Source organism: Streptomyces sp. NPDC002032, assembly GCF_042890765.1.
Taxonomy (GTDB): Bacteria; Actinomycetota; Actinomycetes; order Streptomycetales; family Streptomycetaceae; genus Streptomyces.
On record NZ_JBIASM010000007.1, the window covers coordinates 147,231 to 163,770 of the forward strand.

The following is a 16,540-nucleotide window of genomic DNA, read 5'->3' on the forward strand; positions in this document are numbered from 1 at the left end:
GCCCGGCGGCCGGGCGCTCACGCTGCCGGGGGCGGCGGGGGCGGGGAGGGCGGCTCGGCGGCCGTCACGCGGGGGAAGGCGTCCGGGTGGTGGGCGGCCAGCCAGGCGATCAGCTGCTCGCGCACCGCGCAGCGCAGGGTCCACACCTCGTCGGCGTTCCTGGCGGTGACCACGGCGCGCACCACGATGGTGTTCGGGGTGGTGTCGGTGACGGCCAGGCTGCCGGTGCGGCCGTCCCATTCGGGGATGTTCTTCAGCAGGTCGGCGAGCTCGTCGCGCATCAGGGCGACCGGCGCCGCGTGGTCGAGGTGGAAGAGGACGGTGCCGGTGCTCTCGGCGCCGCCGCGCGACCAGTTCTCGTAGGGCTTGCTCGTGAAGTAGGAGACCGGCATCGTGATCCGGCGCTCGTCCCAGGTGCGGACGACGAGGAAGGTCAGGGTGATCTCCTCGACCTTGCCCCATTCCTTGTCCACGACCACGGTGTCCCCGATGCGCACGGTGTCGCCGAAGGCGATCTGGAGGCCGGCGAAGAGGTTGCCTAGGGAGGACTGGGCGGCGATGCCGGCCACGATGCCGAGGACTCCGGCGGAGGCCAGCACCGAGGCGCCGACGGTGCGCATCGCGGGGAAGGTGAGCAGCATCGCGGCGGCGGCGACCACCACGGCGACGGCCGTGACCACCCGCTGGATCAGGGCGACCTGGGTGCGCACCCGGCGGACGCGGGCGTCGTCGGGGGCGGAGGCGGCGTAGCGGGCGTAGGCGGAGTCGACGATGGCGGTGACGATCCGTACGAGCAGCCAGACGGTCGAGGCGATCATGAGCAGGCCGAGGACGTGCCCGACGACGGCCCCGTACGCGGGGAAGACGCCCGCCTGCCGGTGCGAGGCCTGGAGCAGGGCGGTGCCCAGGACGAGCCGGAAGGGCGTGACGCAGCGGCGCAGCAGCCCCCAGAACGGGGTTTCGGTGTGCCGGGCGTCGGCCTGGCGCAGCAGCAGGTCCAGCAGCCACCCGGCGAGCAGGGTGAGGACCAGTACGGCGGCGAGGGCCACGACGGGTCGCAGGACGTTCTCCATCTCCATGGCAGAGAACCTAGCCGCGCCGGGTCCCGGGGCCGCCGCCTTCGCCGCGAATGGCACGATGGGAGGCATGAACATCGTGCTCTTCCATTCGACGTACGGGCTGCGGCCCGCGGTGCACGCGGCGGCCGGGCGGCTGCGCGCGGCCGGCCACGAGGTACAGGTGCCGGACCTCTTCGAGGGGCGTACGTTCGCGACGGTCGAGGAGGGGCTGGCTCACCAGGAGGAGGTCGGCCGCGACGAGCTGCTCAAGCGGGCGGTGCTGGCCGTGGCCCCGTACTCCGACCGGGGCCTGGTCTACGCGGGCTTCTCCTACGGCGGCTCCGTCGCCCAGCACCTGGCGCTGGCCGACGACCGGGCGCGCGGGCTGCTGCTCCTGCACGGCACGGCGGACCTGGAGGAGGGGACGACGGCGGACGAGCTGCCGGTGCAGCTGCACATCGCGGACCCGGACCCCTTCGAGCCGCACGACTGGCTGACCGCCTGGTACCTGCGGATGCGGCGGGCCGGGGCGGACGTGGAGGTCCACACCTATCCGGGGGCCGGGCACCTGTTCACGGACCCGGACCTGGAGGACTACGACGCGGAGGCCGCCGAGGCGGCCTGGAAGGCCGCGCTCGGCTTCCTCGACACCCTGTAGCCGTCCGTCCGGCCGCCCGCGGTACGGGGCAGGGCCCCCGGCGTTCTCGCCGGGGGCCCTGCCGGTGCGCGGGGAGGCGCGGGTGGAGCGGACGCGTCGGTCAGGCGCGGTAGGCGGTCCACATGCTCTTCATGCGGGAGACCTGGCCGGCCGTGAACTGGTACATGCAGGAGTCGTACGTGTAGTCCATGAAGTTGTGGATCGGGTCGGCACCGGCCGCGGTGCAGGTGTCGCGCCCGGTCGGGCACTCGAAGGCGGCGCTGGACTCGGCCGGGGTGTCGGAGACGGAGTCACCGCTGCCCGAGCAGCCGCCCTGGAAGGTGTGGTAGAGCCCCAGCCAGTGGCCGACCTCGTGGGTGGCGGTGTCGCCCTGGTTGTAGTTGGTGGCCGCGCCGCCGGGGATCGAGCTGTTGAGGATGACCACGCCGTCCATCTTCGGCTGCGAGGCGTAGGAGCTGGGGAAGGTCGCCCAGCCGAGGAGCCCGCCGCCGAGGTTGGCGGTGTAGAGGTTGAGCGCGTTCTTGCCGCCCTTGCGCAGGGTGTTCTTCATGTCCTTCTCGGCCTGGGTGCCGTCGGAGACGTTGTACCAGGCCGAGTTGTCCGTGTAGTCGGTCCCGGCCAGGCTGAACTGGAAGCCGGAGTTGACGTTGCCGGTGCCCTGGCCCGCGTAGGCGGCGTTGAGGACCGAGATCTGGCTGTTGACCTGGGCGGCCGTCAGCTTGCCGGTGGTGCCGGAGGTGATGACGTGCACGTAGACCGGGATGGTCGTGGTGGCGGCCGCGGCGCCGGCGATGCCCTCGCTCTGCTGCGGGGAGAGCTGGAGCTGGGAGAGCTTCTTCTTCAGGTCGGCGTCCATGGACTTGACCTGGGCGTCGGTGATCTCGTTGGGGTCGGCCGCGTGCTGGTCCTTCGGGCGGGCCACCCGGGCGTTGGCCGGGGCGGAGCCCTGCCCCGCACAGATCTCGGCGGGGGTCTTGGCGGCGGCTGCCGCGACCGTGGTCGGCGCGGTGAGCGGGGCGAAGGCCAGGGTGGAGGCCAGGACGGCCGTGCCCATGAGGCGGCGGCGGAGCAGGGGGGATATGCGGGCAACAGCGCGCACGTTGACTCCTCGCGAAGCGTGGTGGGGGGTGAGGCGGGTCCTCACGCTGGCCGGAAGCTTACGTGTGCATGTCATCGAGTTGGCAAGTACTCGTAGGTTAAAGATTTGTTGCCGAAGGTGCGGAAGGGGCCCCCGGTCTGTACCAGGAGCCCCTTCTCACAAAAGATTTGACAGATGATCAGTTGACCGGACGGTCGGCCCGCTCCACCTTCTGCGTGCCGCTGAGCGTGCGGTACGAGCGCTGCCAGGCGGAGGTCGCGTCCTGGCGCCGCTTGTCGGAGACCACGTAGTAGTCCATCTGCGAACGCGCGGCCGTCACGTCGAGCACGCCGTAGCCGTGGGCGTCCATGTCCAGCCACTTGACGTGCCAGTTCGCGGTCTTGATGGCCGATTCCGCGACCAGCGAGAGCGTGTCCGGCAGCACGTGCAGCGTGTCGTCGAGGTTGTCGGAGGTCACCGAGGTCACCACGAACTCGGTCGCCGCCGTGCCCGAAGCGGGGTAGGTCGCCTTCTCCACCGGGAGCTCGTTCGCGAAGGACATGTGGATGTCGCCGGTCAGGAACACCGTGTTCTTGATGTTCCGGTCCTTCAAGTGGCCCAGGAGTTCCTTGCGGTCGTCGGTGTAGCCGTCCCACTGATCCACATTGACCGCCACTCCGCCCTCGGGCAGGCCGAGCAGCTTGGTGAGCGGCGCCAGCAGGTGCGCGGGCAGCGCGCCGAAGGCGATCGGCGAGATCATCACCGAGGTGCCGACCAGCTGCCAGGTCGCGTTCGAGGCCGCCAGGCCCGCCTTGATCCAGTCCAGCTGCGCCCGGCCGGTGATGCTGCGCTCGGGGTCGTCCACCGCGCCGCTGCCGACCTTGGCCTGCTGGGAGCGGAAGGAGCGCAGGTCCAGCAGGTGCAGATCGGCGAGGGTGCCGAAGCGCAGGCGGCGGTAGACGGTGCCCGCTATGGAGGGGCGGACGGGCATCCACTCGAAGTAGGCCTGCTTCGCCGCCGCCGCGCGGGCCGCCCAGTCGCCCTCGGCGCCCGGGGTGTGGTTCTCCGCGCCCCCGGACCAGGCGTCGTTGGCGAACTCGTGGTCGTCCCAGATCGCGACGATCGGGTGGGCCGCGTGCAGGGCCTGGAGGTCGGCGTCCGTCTTGTACTTGCCGTGCCGGGTGCGGTAGTCGGTCAGCGAGATGATCTCGTGCCGGGGCTCGTGGGAGCGGACGGTGTACTTCGCCTCGGGGTAGGCCCCGGCGGCGTACTCGTAGATGTAGTCGCCCAGGTGCAGCACGGCGTGCAGGTCGCCGCGGGCGGCCAGGTGCCGGTACGCGGAGAAGTACCCGGACTCCCAGTTGGCGCAGGAGACCACGCCGAAGCGCACGCCGGGGGTGGTGATGTCGGCGGCCGGGGCGGTCAGGGTGCGCCCGGCCGGGGAGACCGTGGCGCCCGCGGTGAAGCGGTACCAGTACGGGGTCTGCGGGCGCAGTCCGCGTACGTCGGCCTTGACGGTGTGGTCGGAGGCGGCCTGGGCGGTGACCGAACCGCTCGCGACGATCCGGGAGAACGCCTTGTCCTCGGCCACCTCCCAGCCCACCGAGGTGTCCGGGCCCAGGCCGGAGCCGGGCACCGCCTCGGGGACCGGGGTGACGCGGGTCCACAGCAGGATCCCGTCGGGCAGCGGGTCGCCCGAGGCGACGCCGTGCAGGAAGGCGGGGGCGGCGTCCGCGGCGTGGGCGGTGCCGGCGCCCAGCGAGGCGAGCGGGGCGAGCGCGGCGGTGGCCGCGGCGGCCAGGACGACCGTACGGCGGCGCGGGTGCGCCGGGCGGGAGGCCGGGTCGGCGCTGCCGGCGGAAGGGATGAGATGACTGGTCACGGACAACGATATTACTGATCGGTATGTGGCCGGGAACACCCTACGGACGACAACGGGCGGGCGAACTCTGGGAGTCCGCCCGCCCGTTCGCCGTCCGGTATGACCCCGGATCGGACCGGTTCTGCCGGTTCAGCCCGCCAGGGCCTTGTCGATCGCCGCCGTGAACGCCTCGGGCGTGGCCGGGGTCTCGATCTTCTTCCCGTCCATCTTCAGCGTCGGAGTGCCCGTCACCCCGGACTTGTTGAAGGCCTTCGACATGTCCATCGCCCACCGGTCGTAGGTGCCGTCCTCGACGGCCTTCTTGAACTCGGCGTTGCCCTTCAGGGCCGGCACCGTGTCCGCGACCTTGAGCAGGTAGTCGTCCTTGGCGAAGCTGTCGGTGCTCTCGTCGGGGTGCAGCGCCTTCGAGTAGAGCGCGCCCTTGTAGTCCAGGAAGGCCTGCGGGCTCACGTTCAGCGCCGCGCCGAGCGCGCTCAGCGCGTTCTTCGAGCCCTCGCCCTTGGCCGCGTTGTCGATGAAGGTCGCGCCGAAGTAGCGGAGCTTGTACTTGCCCGCCTCGACGTCCTTCTTGACCTGCTCACCGGAGGACTGCTCGAAGGCGGCGCACGCCGGGCAGCGGGAGTCCTCGTAGATCTCCAGGGTCTTCTTGGCCTCGGGCTTGCCGATCACCACGGTGAGGCCGTCGGCGCCCTCGGTGTTCTTCGGCTTGACGAGGGCGGCGTCCGCGGCCTTGTCCCAGTAACCGGGCTCGTTGCCCTTGACGACCAGGAAGCCGACGCCGCCGGCCAGCGCCAGGGCGGCGACGATCCCGCCCGCCACGAACATCTGGCGACGCGCCTTCTCCTTCTTGGCCTGCTTCTCGCGCTCGACGCGCAGCCGCTCGCGGGCCGCGGCCTTGTTCTGCTGGTTGTTGCGTGCACTCATGGTGGTCTCCGTGGGACGGGGAGGAACGGAAGGGGGAACTGCCTTGCGTACGTCAGACGCTCGCGAGCGCCGTGCGTACGGGAGGTCCCCGTCGTCCCACGGAATGGGCCGGGAAACGGGTACGGGCCCCCGTGCCCGGGAACACCGGCCCCAGCGCCCGTCCGGCGGACCGGGCGGCCACCGCCACCGAGGCCACCGCCAGCAGCAGCGGCCGGAACGCGAGGGCGCCCACCGCCCGCAGCAGCCGGGCCAGGGCCCGCTCGCCGTGCCGCAGCCAGGCGGCGGCCAGCAGCCCGACGCCGACGTGCGCGCCGAGCAGCAGCCAGGGCGTCCACGGGCCGGGCGGGGCCGGCAGCGCGGCCAGGCCCTCGCCGGGACCGGTCATCCGGGCCAGCGGCGCGCCCACCGGGGTCCCGCCGCACAGCTCGTCCAGGCCCAGGGCGCGCAGCGGCCCGGAGACCGGACCGCCCGCGGGGCCGTAGCAGAGGTGCTGCCCGGCGGTGAAGACGGTGTCGGCCGCCAGCTCCAGCGGTACCAGCAGCCCGGCGATCGGGCCGAAGCCGCGCTCGCGGCCGGCCAGTGCGAAGGCGAGGGCGAAGACCCCGGCGAAGGCCCCGCCGACCAGGGCGGGCGGCAGCGGGACCCGGGACATGAGCACGTGGGAGCCCGCCGAGAGCAGCACGACGAGCGCGCTGAACAGCGCGGCCCGCAGGGCCCTCGGTCCTGCCCCTGATATGTCCATCGTCGCGAGTCTTTCATGCCTCCCTGTGAATCCAGGGCCCCGGGTCCGCCGGACCCCCCGGACTACGGCATGATCCGGCCGTTGCGGAACAGGTCCACGAAGATCTGGTGGTCGGCGCGCGCCCGGGCCCCGTAGGCGTGGGCGAAGTCCACCAGCAGGGGGGCGAAGCCCTCCTCGTCGGCGGCGATGGCCGCGTCGATGGCCCGCTCGGTGGAGAAGGGGACCAGGGACTGGCCGCTCTCCGCCGCGTCGGCCGCCGCGTGCATGGTCGCCGTGGCCCGGCCGAGGTCGGCGACGACCGCCGCGATCTCCTCCGGGTCGTCCAGGTCGGACCAGTCCAGGTCCACCGCGTACGGGGAGACCTCCGCGACCAGCTGCCCCGAGCCGTCCAGCTCCGTCCAGCCCAGCCACGGGTCGGCGTGCGCCTGGAGGGCCCGCTGGGAGATCACCGTGCGGTGCCCCTCGTGCTGGAAGTACTCGCGCACCGCCCGGTCGGTGATGTGCCGGGACACGGCCGGGGTCTGCGCCTGCTTGAGGTAGATCACGACGTCGTTCTCCAGGGCGTCGCTGTGCCCCTCCAGCAGGATGTTGTACGAGGGCAGCCCGGCCGAGCCGATGCCCACGCCCCGGCGGCCCACGACGTCCTTGACCCGGTAGGAGTCCGGGCGGACCAGGGACTCGTCGGGCAGGGTCTCCAGGTACCCGTCGAAGGCGGCCAGCACCTTGTAGCGGGTGGCCGCGTCCAGCTCGATCGCCCCGCCGCCGTCCGTGAAGCGGCGCTCGTGGTCGCGGATCTCCGTCATCGAGTCCAGCAGGGAGAAACGGGTGCGGGAGCGGGCCGCGCGCAGGGCGCAGAGCAGGGCGCCCTCGGCGGTGTCCAGGGTGAAGGAGGGCACCTCCTCGTGCTTGGCGCCGGTGGCCAGGAGGTGGATGCGCTCGCGGTAGGCGCCCGCGTAGATCCGGACCAGCTCGCTGATCTGCCCGTCGCTGAACGCCTTGGTGTAGCCGATCAGGGCCACGGAGGCGGCGAACCGCTTCAGGTCCCAGGTGAAGGGGCCGACGTAGGCCTCGTCGAAGTCGTTGACGTTGAAGATCAGCCGGCCGTTGGAGTCCATGTACGTGCCGAAGTTCTCGGCGTGCAGGTCACCGTGGATCCAGACCCGGCCGGTCTGCTCGTCCAGGTACGGGCCGCCGTGCCGGTCGCGCTCCAGGTCGGTGTAGAAGAGGCAGGCCGTGCCCCGGTAGAAGGCGAAGGCCGAGGCCGCCATCTTCCGGAACTTGACCTGGAAGGCGGCGGGGTCGGCGGCGAGCAGCCGGCCGAACGCGGTGTCGAAGACATCGAGTATCTGCTCGGCGCGCTGCTCGTCGGTCGTCTCGGGTACCGCCATGGCGGGTGCCTCCTGGTGGCGCTGGTCGATCACGTGCGGGATCGGATTCCGGACACGGTCCTTGGCTCTGCAACGGATGACCGTACCGGTCGGTGCCCGTGATCTGTCACCCGGCCGACGTAGGATTCAGAGCTGCCCCCTCTCTCCCCGCCGGAGGATCCCCACCGTGACCAAGACGCCGTTCACGCACCTGCACGTCCACACCCAGTACTCGCTGCTGGACGGTGCCGCGCGGCTGAAGGACATGTTCAACGCGTGCAACGAGATGGGCATGACGCACATCGCGATGTCCGACCACGGCAACCTGCACGGCGCCTATGACTTCTTCCACAGCGCGAAGAAGGCCGGGGTCACCCCGATCATCGGCATCGAGGCGTACGTGGCCCCCGAGTCCCGGCGCAACAAGCGGCGCATCCAGTGGGGCCAGCCCCACCAGAAGCGCGACGACGTCTCCGGCTCCGGCGGCTACACGCACAAGACGATCTGGGCCGCGAACGCCACCGGTCTGCACAACCTCTTCCGGCTGTCCTCCGACGCGTACGCCGAGGGCTGGCTCACGAAGTGGCCGCGCATGGACAAGGAGACCATCAGCAAGTGGTCGGAGGGCCTGATCGCCTCCACCGGCTGCCCCTCCGGCGAGCTCCAGACGCGCCTTCGCCTCGGCCAGTTCGACGAGGCCCTGAAGTCGGCCTCCGAGTACCAGGACATCTTCGGCAAGGACCGCTACTTCCTGGAGCTGATGGACCACGGCATCGAGATCGAGCGCCGGGTCCGCGACGGGCTGCTGGAGATCGGCAAGAAGCTCGGCATCCCGCCGCTGGTCACGAACGACTCGCACTACACGTACGCCAGCGAGGCCACCGCGCACGACGCCCTGCTGTGCATCCAGACCGGCAAGAACCTCTCGGACCCGGACCGCTTCCGCTTCGACGGCACCGGCTACTACCTGAAGTCCACGGAGGAGATGTACGCCATCGACTCCTCGGACGCCTGGCAGCAGGGCTGCGCCAACACGAAACTGGTCGCGGACCAGATCGACACCGAGGGCATGTTCAAGTTCCGCAACCTCATGCCGAAGTTCGACATCCCGGAGGGACACACCGAGGTCAGCTGGTTCCGCGAGGAGACCATGCGCGGCATGCACCGCCGCTACCCCGGGGGCATCCCGGACGACCGGATGAAGCAGGTCGAGTACGAGATGGACACGATCATCTCGATGGGCTTCCCCGGCTACTTCCTCGTGGTCGCCGACTTCATCATGTGGGCCAAGAACCAGGGCATCGCGGTGGGCCCCGGCCGAGGCTCCGCGGCCGGCTCGATCGTCGCGTACGCCATGGGCATCACCGACCTCGACCCGCTCACCCACGGTCTGATCTTCGAGCGCTTCCTGAACCCCGAGCGCGTCTCCATGCCCGACGTCGACATCGACTTCGACGAGCGTCGGCGCGTCGAGGTGATCAGGTACGTGACCGAGAAGTACGGCCAGGACAAGGTCGCCATGATCGGCACCTACGGCACCATCAAGGCCAAGAACGCGATCAAGGACTCCGCGCGCGTCCTGGGCTACCCGTACGCCATGGGCGACCGGCTCACCAAGGCCATGCCCGCCGACGTCCTCGGCAAGGGCATCCCGCTCTCCGGCATCCTCGACCCGAACCACCCCCGCTACGGCGAAGCGGGCGAGATCCGCTCGATGTACGAGAACGAGCCGGACGTGAAGAAGGTCATCGACACCGCCCGCGGTGTGGAGGGCCTGGTCCGCCAGATGGGCGTGCACGCCGCCGGCGTGATCATGTCCAGCGAGACGATCACCGACCACGTGCCCGTCTGGGTCCGGCACACGGACCAGGTCACCATCACCCAGTGGGACTACCCGAGCTGTGAGTCGCTCGGCCTGCTGAAGATGGACTTCCTCGGCCTGCGCAACCTCACGATCATGGACGACGCCGTCAAGATGGTGAAGGCCAACAAGGGGATCGACATCGATCTCCTGGGCCTCCCGCTCGACGACCCCAAGACCTTCGAACTCCTCGGCCGCGGTGACACCCTCGGCGTCTTCCAGTTCGACGGCGGGCCCATGCGCTCCCTGCTGCGCCTGATGAAGCCCGACAACTTCGAGGACATCTCCGCCGTCTCGGCCCTGTACCGGCCGGGCCCGATGGGCATGAACTCGCACACGAACTACGCCCTGCGCAAGAACAAGCAGCAGGAGATCACCCCGATCCACCCGGAGCTGGAGGAGCCCCTCGAAGAGGTGCTCGCGGTCACCTACGGCCTGATCGTCTACCAGGAGCAGGTGCAGAAGGCCGCCCAGATCATCGCCGGGTACTCGCTCGGCGAGGCCGACATCCTGCGCCGCGTGATGGGCAAGAAGAAGCCCGAGGAGCTGGCGAAGAACTTCGTCATCTTCGAGGCGGGCGCGAAGAAGAAGGGCTTCAGCGACCAGGCCATCAAGGCCCTGTGGGACGTCCTGGTGCCCTTCGCCGGCTACGCCTTCAACAAGGCCCACTCGGCCGCGTACGGCCTCGTCTCCTACTGGACCGCCTACCTCAAGGCGAACTTCCCCGCCGAGTACATGGCGGGACTGCTCACCTCGGTCAAGGACGACAAGGACAAGTCCGCGATCTACCTGAACGAGTGCCGGCGCATGGGCATCAAGGTGCTCCCGCCGAACGTGAACGAGTCCGAGCCGAACTTCGCGGCCCAGGGCGACGACGTGATCCTCTTCGGCCTGACCGCCGTCCGCAACGTCGGCCAGAACGTCGTCGAGTCGATCATCAAGACCAGGAAGGCGAAGGGGAAGTTCTCCTCCTTCCCCGACTTCCTGGACAAGGTCGAGGCCGTCGTCTGCAACAAGCGCACCGTCGAGTCGCTGATCAAGGCCGGCGCGTTCGACGAGATGGGCCACACCCGCAAGGGCCTCGTCGCCCACCACGAGCCGATGATCGACAACGTGGTCGCGGTCAAGCGCAAGGAGGCCGAGGGACAGTTCGACCTCTTCGGCGCAATGGGTGACGAGAGCGCGGGCGACGAGCCCGGCTTCGGCCTCGACGTGGAGTTCTCCGACGTCGAGTGGGAGAAGTCCTACCTGCTCGCCCAGGAGCGCGAGATGCTCGGCCTCTACGTCTCCGACCACCCGCTCTTCGGCCTGGAGCACGTCCTCTCCGACAAGACGGACGCCGGCATCTCCCAGCTCACCGGCGGTGAGCACGGCGACGGCGCGGTCGTCACCATCGGCGGCATCATCTCCGGTCTCCAGCGCAAGATGACCAAGCAGGGCAACGCCTGGGCCATCGCCACCGTCGAGGACCTGGCCGGCTCCATCGAGTGCATGTTCTTCCCCGCGACCTACCAGCTCGTCTCCACCCAGCTGGTCGAGGACACCGTCGTCTTCGTCAAGGGCCGCCTGGACAAGCGCGAGGACGTCCCCCGGCTGGTCGCCATGGAGATGATGGTCCCCGACCTGTCGTCGGCCGGCACCAACGCGCCCGTCGTCCTCACCATCCCGACCGTCAAGGTCACCCCGCCGATGGTGACCCGTCTGGGCGAGATCCTGCGCCACCACCGGGGCAACACGGAGGTCCGGATCAAGCTCCAGGGGCCGCGCACCACCACCGTGCTCCGCCTCGACAAGCACCGGGTCCAGCCCGACCCGGCGCTCTTCGGCGACCTCAAGGTGCTGCTCGGGCCGTCCTGCCTGGCCGGCTAGCGCAACCTCGCGGGCCGCACACCGCGCGTACGTACGGAAGGGCTCGTCCGGCACGGCCGGACGAGCCCTTCCGGGTTCCCGCGCGCGGGGCGGCGGGTCAGTTGTGGCCGAAACGCTTCTGCTTGCCCTTGTGGGCCATGTCCAGCGGGCTCGGCGACTGCGAGGAGCGTTCCTCCGACGAGGACTCCATCGACGCCTTCGACGTATCCTGCGCCGACCTCGGCTGCTGCTTGGAGGGCTGCTTCTGGTTCTTGTTCTTGGCCATGGGATGCCTCCGTGGGGGGTGTAGGGGCCAGGGCCGCCTTCACACTCACACACCACCGTAAACCGCGCATTTTGGATCATTGCCGTGCGTAGTGCGGCCCCTTTCCGGGCCCGCCGGAACATCCGCCACGCCGATGATCGAGTTCCGGCCGTCAACACCCTTGCGGTCGGGCAGACTCGGGGAAAACTCATCGAGGACCCCAGGCATCGCAGGGAAGAGGGTGGAACGCGTGGACCGCTGCGTCGTCCTGGTGGACGCCGGATACCTGCTCGGCGCCGCCGCGAGCCTCCTCGCCGGAGAGCCCTCCCGCTCCCGCATCACCGTCGACCACTCCGCCCTCATCCAGGGACTGCGCGAACGCGCCGAGGCCGACACCGAACAGCCCCTGCTGCGCATCTACTGGTTCGACGGCGCCCCCGACCGGGTGCCGCAGCCCGAACACCGCAGGCTGCGCGTCATGCCCCGCGTCACCGTCCGGCTCGGCGCCCTGACCCGCAGCGACGGCCGCTGGGCGCAGAAGGGCGTGGACGCCGCCATGCACGCCGAGCTCACCGAACTCGCCCGCAACCGGGCCTGCTCCGACGTCGTCCTCGTCACCGGCGACGGCGACCTGCTGCCCGGCCTGATGTCCGCCAAAGAACACGGCGTCGCCGTCCACCTGTGGGCCGTGCAGGCCGCCGACGGGGACTACAACCAGTCCGAGGACCTCGTCGCCGAAGCCGACGAACGCCGCGTCCTGGACCGCGCCTGGATCACCCGGGCCGTCCGCGCCCGCGACCTCGCCGGACTCTGCCCCCCGCCGCCCGCGCCCCGCCCCGAGATCGCCGCGATCCTCTCCGCGCCCCTGCCCGAAGCGGCCCTCGCCGAAGCCGCCCGCAACGGCAACGGCAACGGCGCGGGCGCCGTCCCGGCTAACGGCGACACCACCCCCGCCCCGGCCCTCGCCGGAAACCCCCCGGACGGAGCACCCGTACCGGCGCCCGCCGCCGAGGGCGCCAAACCCGTCCCCACCCCCAAGGACCTCGCCTCGCTGCGCGCCCCCGCCCAGCCCACCGGCCCCGCGCAGCCCCAGAACGGCCAGGGCGCCCCGGGCCCGACCAGCGCCCTGCGCTGGTCCTCCGACAAGGGCTGGGTCGACCGGGCCGGCCCCCTCGGCGAACCCGCCGAGACCGCCTCGCTGCCCACTCTCGCCCAGCTCACCAGCGCCGAACAGCGCTGGGCCGACCGCGAGGAGGACATCACCACCGTCGGCGGCGACCCGTTCGAGGTCGGCCAGGTGTTCGCCCGGCGCTGGATGGAACGGCTCCCGGAGAGCGTCCACCTCCAGAAGCTCGCCACCATGTACCCGCGCGTCCCGCACCGCATCGACGGGGAGCTGCTGCGCTACGCCGCCCGGTTCGGGCTGCTCGCGCACAAGGACGACCAGATCGACGAACACGACCGCTACGCCATCCGCGCCGGGTTCTGGCGCGAGATCGACGTCCGCGCGGCGGCCGAGCACATCGGCGGCGCGCCCGGTCCGGCGGCCGCCCCGGTGGCCCCCGGCCCGCCGACCCCGGCGGCCGAGTAGGGGCGGAAGCCGCGTAGGCTGCTCCCTCGTGAGTACGGGCACAGCACAGGCAGGGCACAGCACGGCAGCGGCCGCCGCAGCGGCTTCCGACGTGGTCTGCGCGGTGCGTGACCTGGTCAAGACCTACCCGGCCGTACGCGGCCGGCGCGGGGCCCCCGCACTGCCCGAGACCCGCGCCACCGACGGGATCTGCCTGGAGGTCCGGCGCGGCGAGATCTTCGGCCTGCTCGGCCCCAACGGCGCCGGCAAGTCCACCCTGGTCCGCCAGCTCACGGGCCTGATGCGGCCCGACGCGGGCAGCGTCACCCTGCTCGGCCACGACCTCGTGCGCCACCCCGAACGGGCCGCCCGCCTCCTCGCCTACCTCGGGCAGGAATCCACCGCCCTCGACGAACTCACCGTCGCCCTCGCCGCCGAGACCACCGGCCGGCTGCGCGGCCTCGGCGCCCGCGAGGCGCGGACCGCGCGGGACGAGGTACTGGAGGAGCTCGCGCTCACCGAGATCGCCGGGCGGCCCCTGAAGAAGCTCTCCGGCGGTCAGCGCCGTCTCGCCTGCTTCGCCGCCGCACTGGTGGGGGAGCGGCCCGTGCTCGTCCTCGACGAGCCCACCACCGGCATGGACCCGGTCGCCCGGCGGGCGGTGTGGGCCGCCGTCGACCGGCGCCGCGCCCGGCACGGGGCCACCGTCCTGCTGGTCACCCACAACGTCATCGAGGCCGAGACCGTCCTCGACCGGGTCGCCGTCATCGACCAGGGCAAGGTCATCGCCTGTGACACCCCCGCCGGACTCAGGGCGGCGGTCTCCGACGAGGTCCGCCTGGAACTGGTGTGGCGGACCGCCCCGCCGCTGGAGGTGCCCGAGGTCGCGGCGCTCGCCCCGGCGGCCGCCGAGTCGGGGCGCCGCTGGGTGCTGCGGCTGGGCCAGGAGGAGGCACGGGCGGCCGTCGCCGCCGTGACCGGGGGTCCGGCCTTCGCCGCCCTCGACGATTTCACGTTGGCCACCCCGAGTCTTGAGGACGTGTACCTCGCGCTGGGCGGCCGGATGAAGGGCCTGGTCAAGTCGTGACCGACGTCGTTGCCGCCGCTGCCGCCGGGCCGGTCGCCGCTCCCGCCGTACCCGCTCCCGCGTGCGTTCCAGGGGCCCTCGCGCCCCGGGCCCGGTTCTTCCCCGCGCTCGCCGCCGTGTACCGGGCCCAGCTGTCGCGGGCGCGCGTGGCGCGGATCCCGCTGCTGTTCGTCGCCACCTTCCAGTCCGTCGGGATCATGATCCTGATGCGGGGCGTGGTCGACGGGGGCGGCGGCTCCGAGGCGCGGGCCGTCGTCGCCGGCTCGTCGGTGCTCGTCGTCGCCTTCGTCGCGCTGAACCTGCTCGCCCAGTACTTCGGGCAGCTGAGGGCGAGCGGCGGGCTGGACCACTACGCCACCCTGCCGGTGCCGCCCGCCTCCGTGGTGCTGGGCGCCGCGGCCGCGTACGCCTCCTTCACCCTGCCGGGGACCCTGGTGACGGCCGTCTTCGGCTGCGCGCTGTTCGGGCTGCCGATGGGCGGGCTGTGGATCCTGGCCGCGGTGGTGCCGCTGGCCGGGGCCGCGCTGGCGGGGCTCGGCGCCGCGCTGGGGCTGCTCGCGCCGCGCCAGGAGCTGGCCACGCTGGCCGGTCAGCTGGGCATGTCGGCGGCGCTGCTGCTCGGGGTGCTGCCGCCGGAGCGGATGCCGGAGCTCATCGTGTGGGCGCGGGACCTGCTGCCCTCCACCTACGGGGTGCAGGCCTTCGCGGAGACCTTCGCCCCGCACCCCGACTGGGCGGCCGTCGTCCTCGACCTCGGGGTGTGCGGAGCCGTCGGGGTGCTGTCGCTGGCGGCCGCGACCTGGGCGTACCGGCGGGCGGCGGTCCGCTGACGCCGACGGCGGGGGTACCTGGCACGATGTGGGGGTGACCGAAGCCCTGACCCCGCCGCCGACCCCCTCCGACCTCCCGAGCCCGGAGCCCGCCGTCACCCCGGCGGACATCCGCGACGCGGCCGCCGTCGCCCTCGTGGTGGGCGTGTCGGGCGTGCTCCTCGGGCTGCTGTGGGAGTGGCTGGCCCCGCGCGTCCAGTACGTCTCCAACGGCGAGGCCGTCTTCCTGCGCGACACCGAGAGCGAGGCCCGGATCGGGGCCGACGGGACGTTCTTCCTGCTCGCGCTGGGGTTCGGGGTGCTGAGCGCGCTCGGCGTCTTCCTGTGGCGGCGGCGCGGGGGCGTGCCGCTGGTCATCGCGCTGGCCCTCGGGGCGTGCTTCGCCGCGCTGGTGGGGTGGCGGCTGGGGCTGTGGCTCGGGCCGAGCTCCGACGTGCCGGCCGCGGCCGCGAAGGCGGGCAAGGGGGTGCCGTTCGACGCGCCGCTGCAGTTGCTCGCGTACGGGGCGCTGCTGGTGTGGCCGATGACGGCCGTGGCGGTGCACCTGGGGCTGACCGCCGTCTGGGGGCCGCGGGATCCGGCTCCCGCCGAGGAGTGGCCCGGGACCTACCCGCCGCCGCACGTCCACGCGGACCCGGCCAAGTCCTGACGGACCCCGTTCGGGGGTGGGTGCGGTGCCGCTGCGCGGGGCCGTCCCCTGCCCGCCCTTCCACCGTTCCCGCCTCGGACGCCGGCGCGGCTCACTGACGACACGGCGCTCCGCGCCCGCGCCTCAAGCGCCGGCGGGGCTGGGTTGGGCGGCGCGGGTTACGACACGGCGCTCCGCGCCCGCGCCTCAAACGCCGGCGGGGCTGGGTTGGGCGGGTTATGAGGGGCGGGCGATGGGGGCCAGGGTGGCTGAGGTGAGGGTGGTGAGGGTGGTGGGGGAGAGTTCCACCTCCAGGCCCCGGCGGCCCGCCGAGACGCAGATCGTGGCGTGGGCCGCGGCCGAGGCGTCCACCACCGTGCGCAGGCGCTTGCGCTGGCCCAGGGGGGAGATGCCGCCCCGGACGTAGCCCGTGGTGCGTTCCGCCAGGGCCGGGTCGGCCATCGCCGCCCGCTTGGCGCCCACCGCCGCCGCCAGCGCCTTCAGGTCCAGCGAGCCCGAGACCGGGACCACCGCCACCGTGAGGACTCCGTCGGCCTCCGCGACCAGCGTCTTGAAGACCCGGTCGGGGGAGACGCCCATGGCCTCGGCGGCCTCCTCGCCGTACGAGGGGTGGGCCGGGTCGTGCTCGTAGGCGTGGGTGGTGAAGTCGGCGCCGGCCGCGGTCAGGGCCGCCATCGCCGGGGTGCCCGCCGCCGTCTGCTGCTGCTTCTTCTTGGCCATC

General features: G+C 71.9%; 14 protein-coding genes. 6 read left to right on the plus strand and 8 right to left on the minus strand.

Going from position 1 to position 16,540, the window contains the following annotated elements; genetic code table 11:
- Nucleotides 1–17: 17 nt before the first annotated feature.
- Nucleotides 18–1,073, minus strand: coding sequence for a mechanosensitive ion channel domain-containing protein (locus ACFYYT_RS18560; RefSeq protein ID WP_351828838.1), 1,056 nt, complete (start codon nucleotides 1,071–1,073; stop codon nucleotides 18–20).
- A 64-nt stretch (nucleotides 1,074–1,137) separates the two neighbouring features.
- Between ACFYYT_RS18560 and ACFYYT_RS18565 the strand changes: the two genes are divergently transcribed.
- Nucleotides 1,138–1,716 carry a dienelactone hydrolase family protein gene (locus tag ACFYYT_RS18565; protein ID WP_351828841.1) on the plus strand — a complete coding sequence of 193 codons (579 nt, stop codon included), beginning with the start codon at nucleotides 1,138–1,140 and terminating at the stop codon, nucleotides 1,714–1,716.
- Nucleotides 1,717–1,816: 100 nt separating this feature from the next.
- On the opposite strand, the gene ACFYYT_RS18570 is transcribed toward ACFYYT_RS18565, so the two are convergent.
- The 5 genes from ACFYYT_RS18570 to ACFYYT_RS18590 form a co-directional block, all read right to left on the minus strand.
- Complete coding sequence (locus ACFYYT_RS18570) at nucleotides 1,817–2,770, minus strand: zinc metalloprotease (protein WP_351828843.1); 954 nt, start codon at nucleotides 2,768–2,770, stop codon at nucleotides 1,817–1,819.
- Nucleotides 2,771–2,993: 223 nt separating this feature from the next.
- Entirely contained in the window at nucleotides 2,994–4,676 is a 1,683-nt protein-coding gene (locus tag ACFYYT_RS18575; protein WP_351828826.1) for an alkaline phosphatase D family protein, read from the minus strand.
- A 129-nt stretch (nucleotides 4,677–4,805) separates the two neighbouring features.
- Nucleotides 4,806–5,600, minus strand: coding sequence for a DsbA family protein (locus ACFYYT_RS18580; protein WP_351828827.1), 795 nt, complete (start codon nucleotides 5,598–5,600; stop codon nucleotides 4,806–4,808).
- 52 nt (nucleotides 5,601–5,652) lie between these two features.
- Nucleotides 5,653–6,342 (minus strand): hypothetical protein, encoded by a 690-nt coding sequence (locus tag ACFYYT_RS18585; RefSeq protein WP_351828829.1) that lies wholly within the window; start codon nucleotides 6,340–6,342, stop codon nucleotides 5,653–5,655.
- Between the two features lie 62 nt (nucleotides 6,343–6,404).
- Nucleotides 6,405–7,730 carry a DUF2252 domain-containing protein gene (locus tag ACFYYT_RS18590; protein WP_351828845.1) on the minus strand — a complete coding sequence of 442 codons (1,326 nt, stop codon included), beginning with the start codon at nucleotides 7,728–7,730 and terminating at the stop codon, nucleotides 6,405–6,407.
- 166 nt (nucleotides 7,731–7,896) lie between these two features.
- Here ACFYYT_RS18590 and dnaE point away from each other — a divergent pair, with 166 nt between their 5' ends.
- Nucleotides 7,897–11,439: a DNA polymerase III subunit alpha gene (gene dnaE / locus ACFYYT_RS18595; protein WP_351828830.1), complete on the plus strand. Its 3,543-nt coding sequence runs from the start codon at nucleotides 7,897–7,899 to the stop codon at nucleotides 11,437–11,439.
- Between the two features lie 97 nt (nucleotides 11,440–11,536).
- Here the strand turns inward: dnaE and ACFYYT_RS18600 are convergent, their stop codons facing one another.
- Entirely contained in the window at nucleotides 11,537–11,704 is a 168-nt protein-coding gene (locus tag ACFYYT_RS18600) for a hypothetical protein (RefSeq protein ID WP_351828832.1), read from the minus strand.
- A gap of 220 nt (nucleotides 11,705–11,924) precedes the next feature.
- On the opposite strand from ACFYYT_RS18600, the gene ACFYYT_RS18605 reads away from it, so the two are divergent.
- From ACFYYT_RS18605 to ACFYYT_RS18620, 4 genes are all read left to right on the plus strand, one after another.
- Nucleotides 11,925–13,274 (plus strand): NYN domain-containing protein, encoded by a 1,350-nt coding sequence (locus tag ACFYYT_RS18605; protein WP_351828834.1) that lies wholly within the window; start codon nucleotides 11,925–11,927, stop codon nucleotides 13,272–13,274.
- A 91-nt stretch (nucleotides 13,275–13,365) separates the two neighbouring features.
- Nucleotides 13,366–14,340: an ABC transporter ATP-binding protein gene (locus tag ACFYYT_RS18610; protein ID WP_351828847.1), complete on the plus strand. Its 975-nt coding sequence runs from the start codon at nucleotides 13,366–13,368 to the stop codon at nucleotides 14,338–14,340.
- A complete protein-coding gene (locus tag ACFYYT_RS18615) occupies nucleotides 14,337–15,170 on the plus strand; it encodes an ABC transporter permease (RefSeq protein WP_351828836.1) in 834 nt (277 codons plus the stop codon). Before ACFYYT_RS18610 ends, ACFYYT_RS18615 begins: the two co-directional genes overlap by 4 nt.
- 34 nt (nucleotides 15,171–15,204) lie before the next feature.
- A complete protein-coding gene (locus tag ACFYYT_RS18620; RefSeq protein ID WP_385324578.1) occupies nucleotides 15,205–15,819 on the plus strand; it encodes a hypothetical protein in 615 nt (204 codons plus the stop codon).
- Between the two features lie 216 nt (nucleotides 15,820–16,035).
- Here ACFYYT_RS18620 and ybaK read toward each other — a convergent pair whose 3' ends face one another.
- Nucleotides 16,036–16,539 carry a Cys-tRNA(Pro) deacylase gene (gene ybaK, locus ACFYYT_RS18625; RefSeq protein WP_351818796.1) on the minus strand — a complete coding sequence of 168 codons (504 nt, stop codon included), beginning with the start codon at nucleotides 16,537–16,539 and terminating at the stop codon, nucleotides 16,036–16,038.
- Between the last annotated feature and the right edge of the window lies 1 nt (nucleotide 16,540).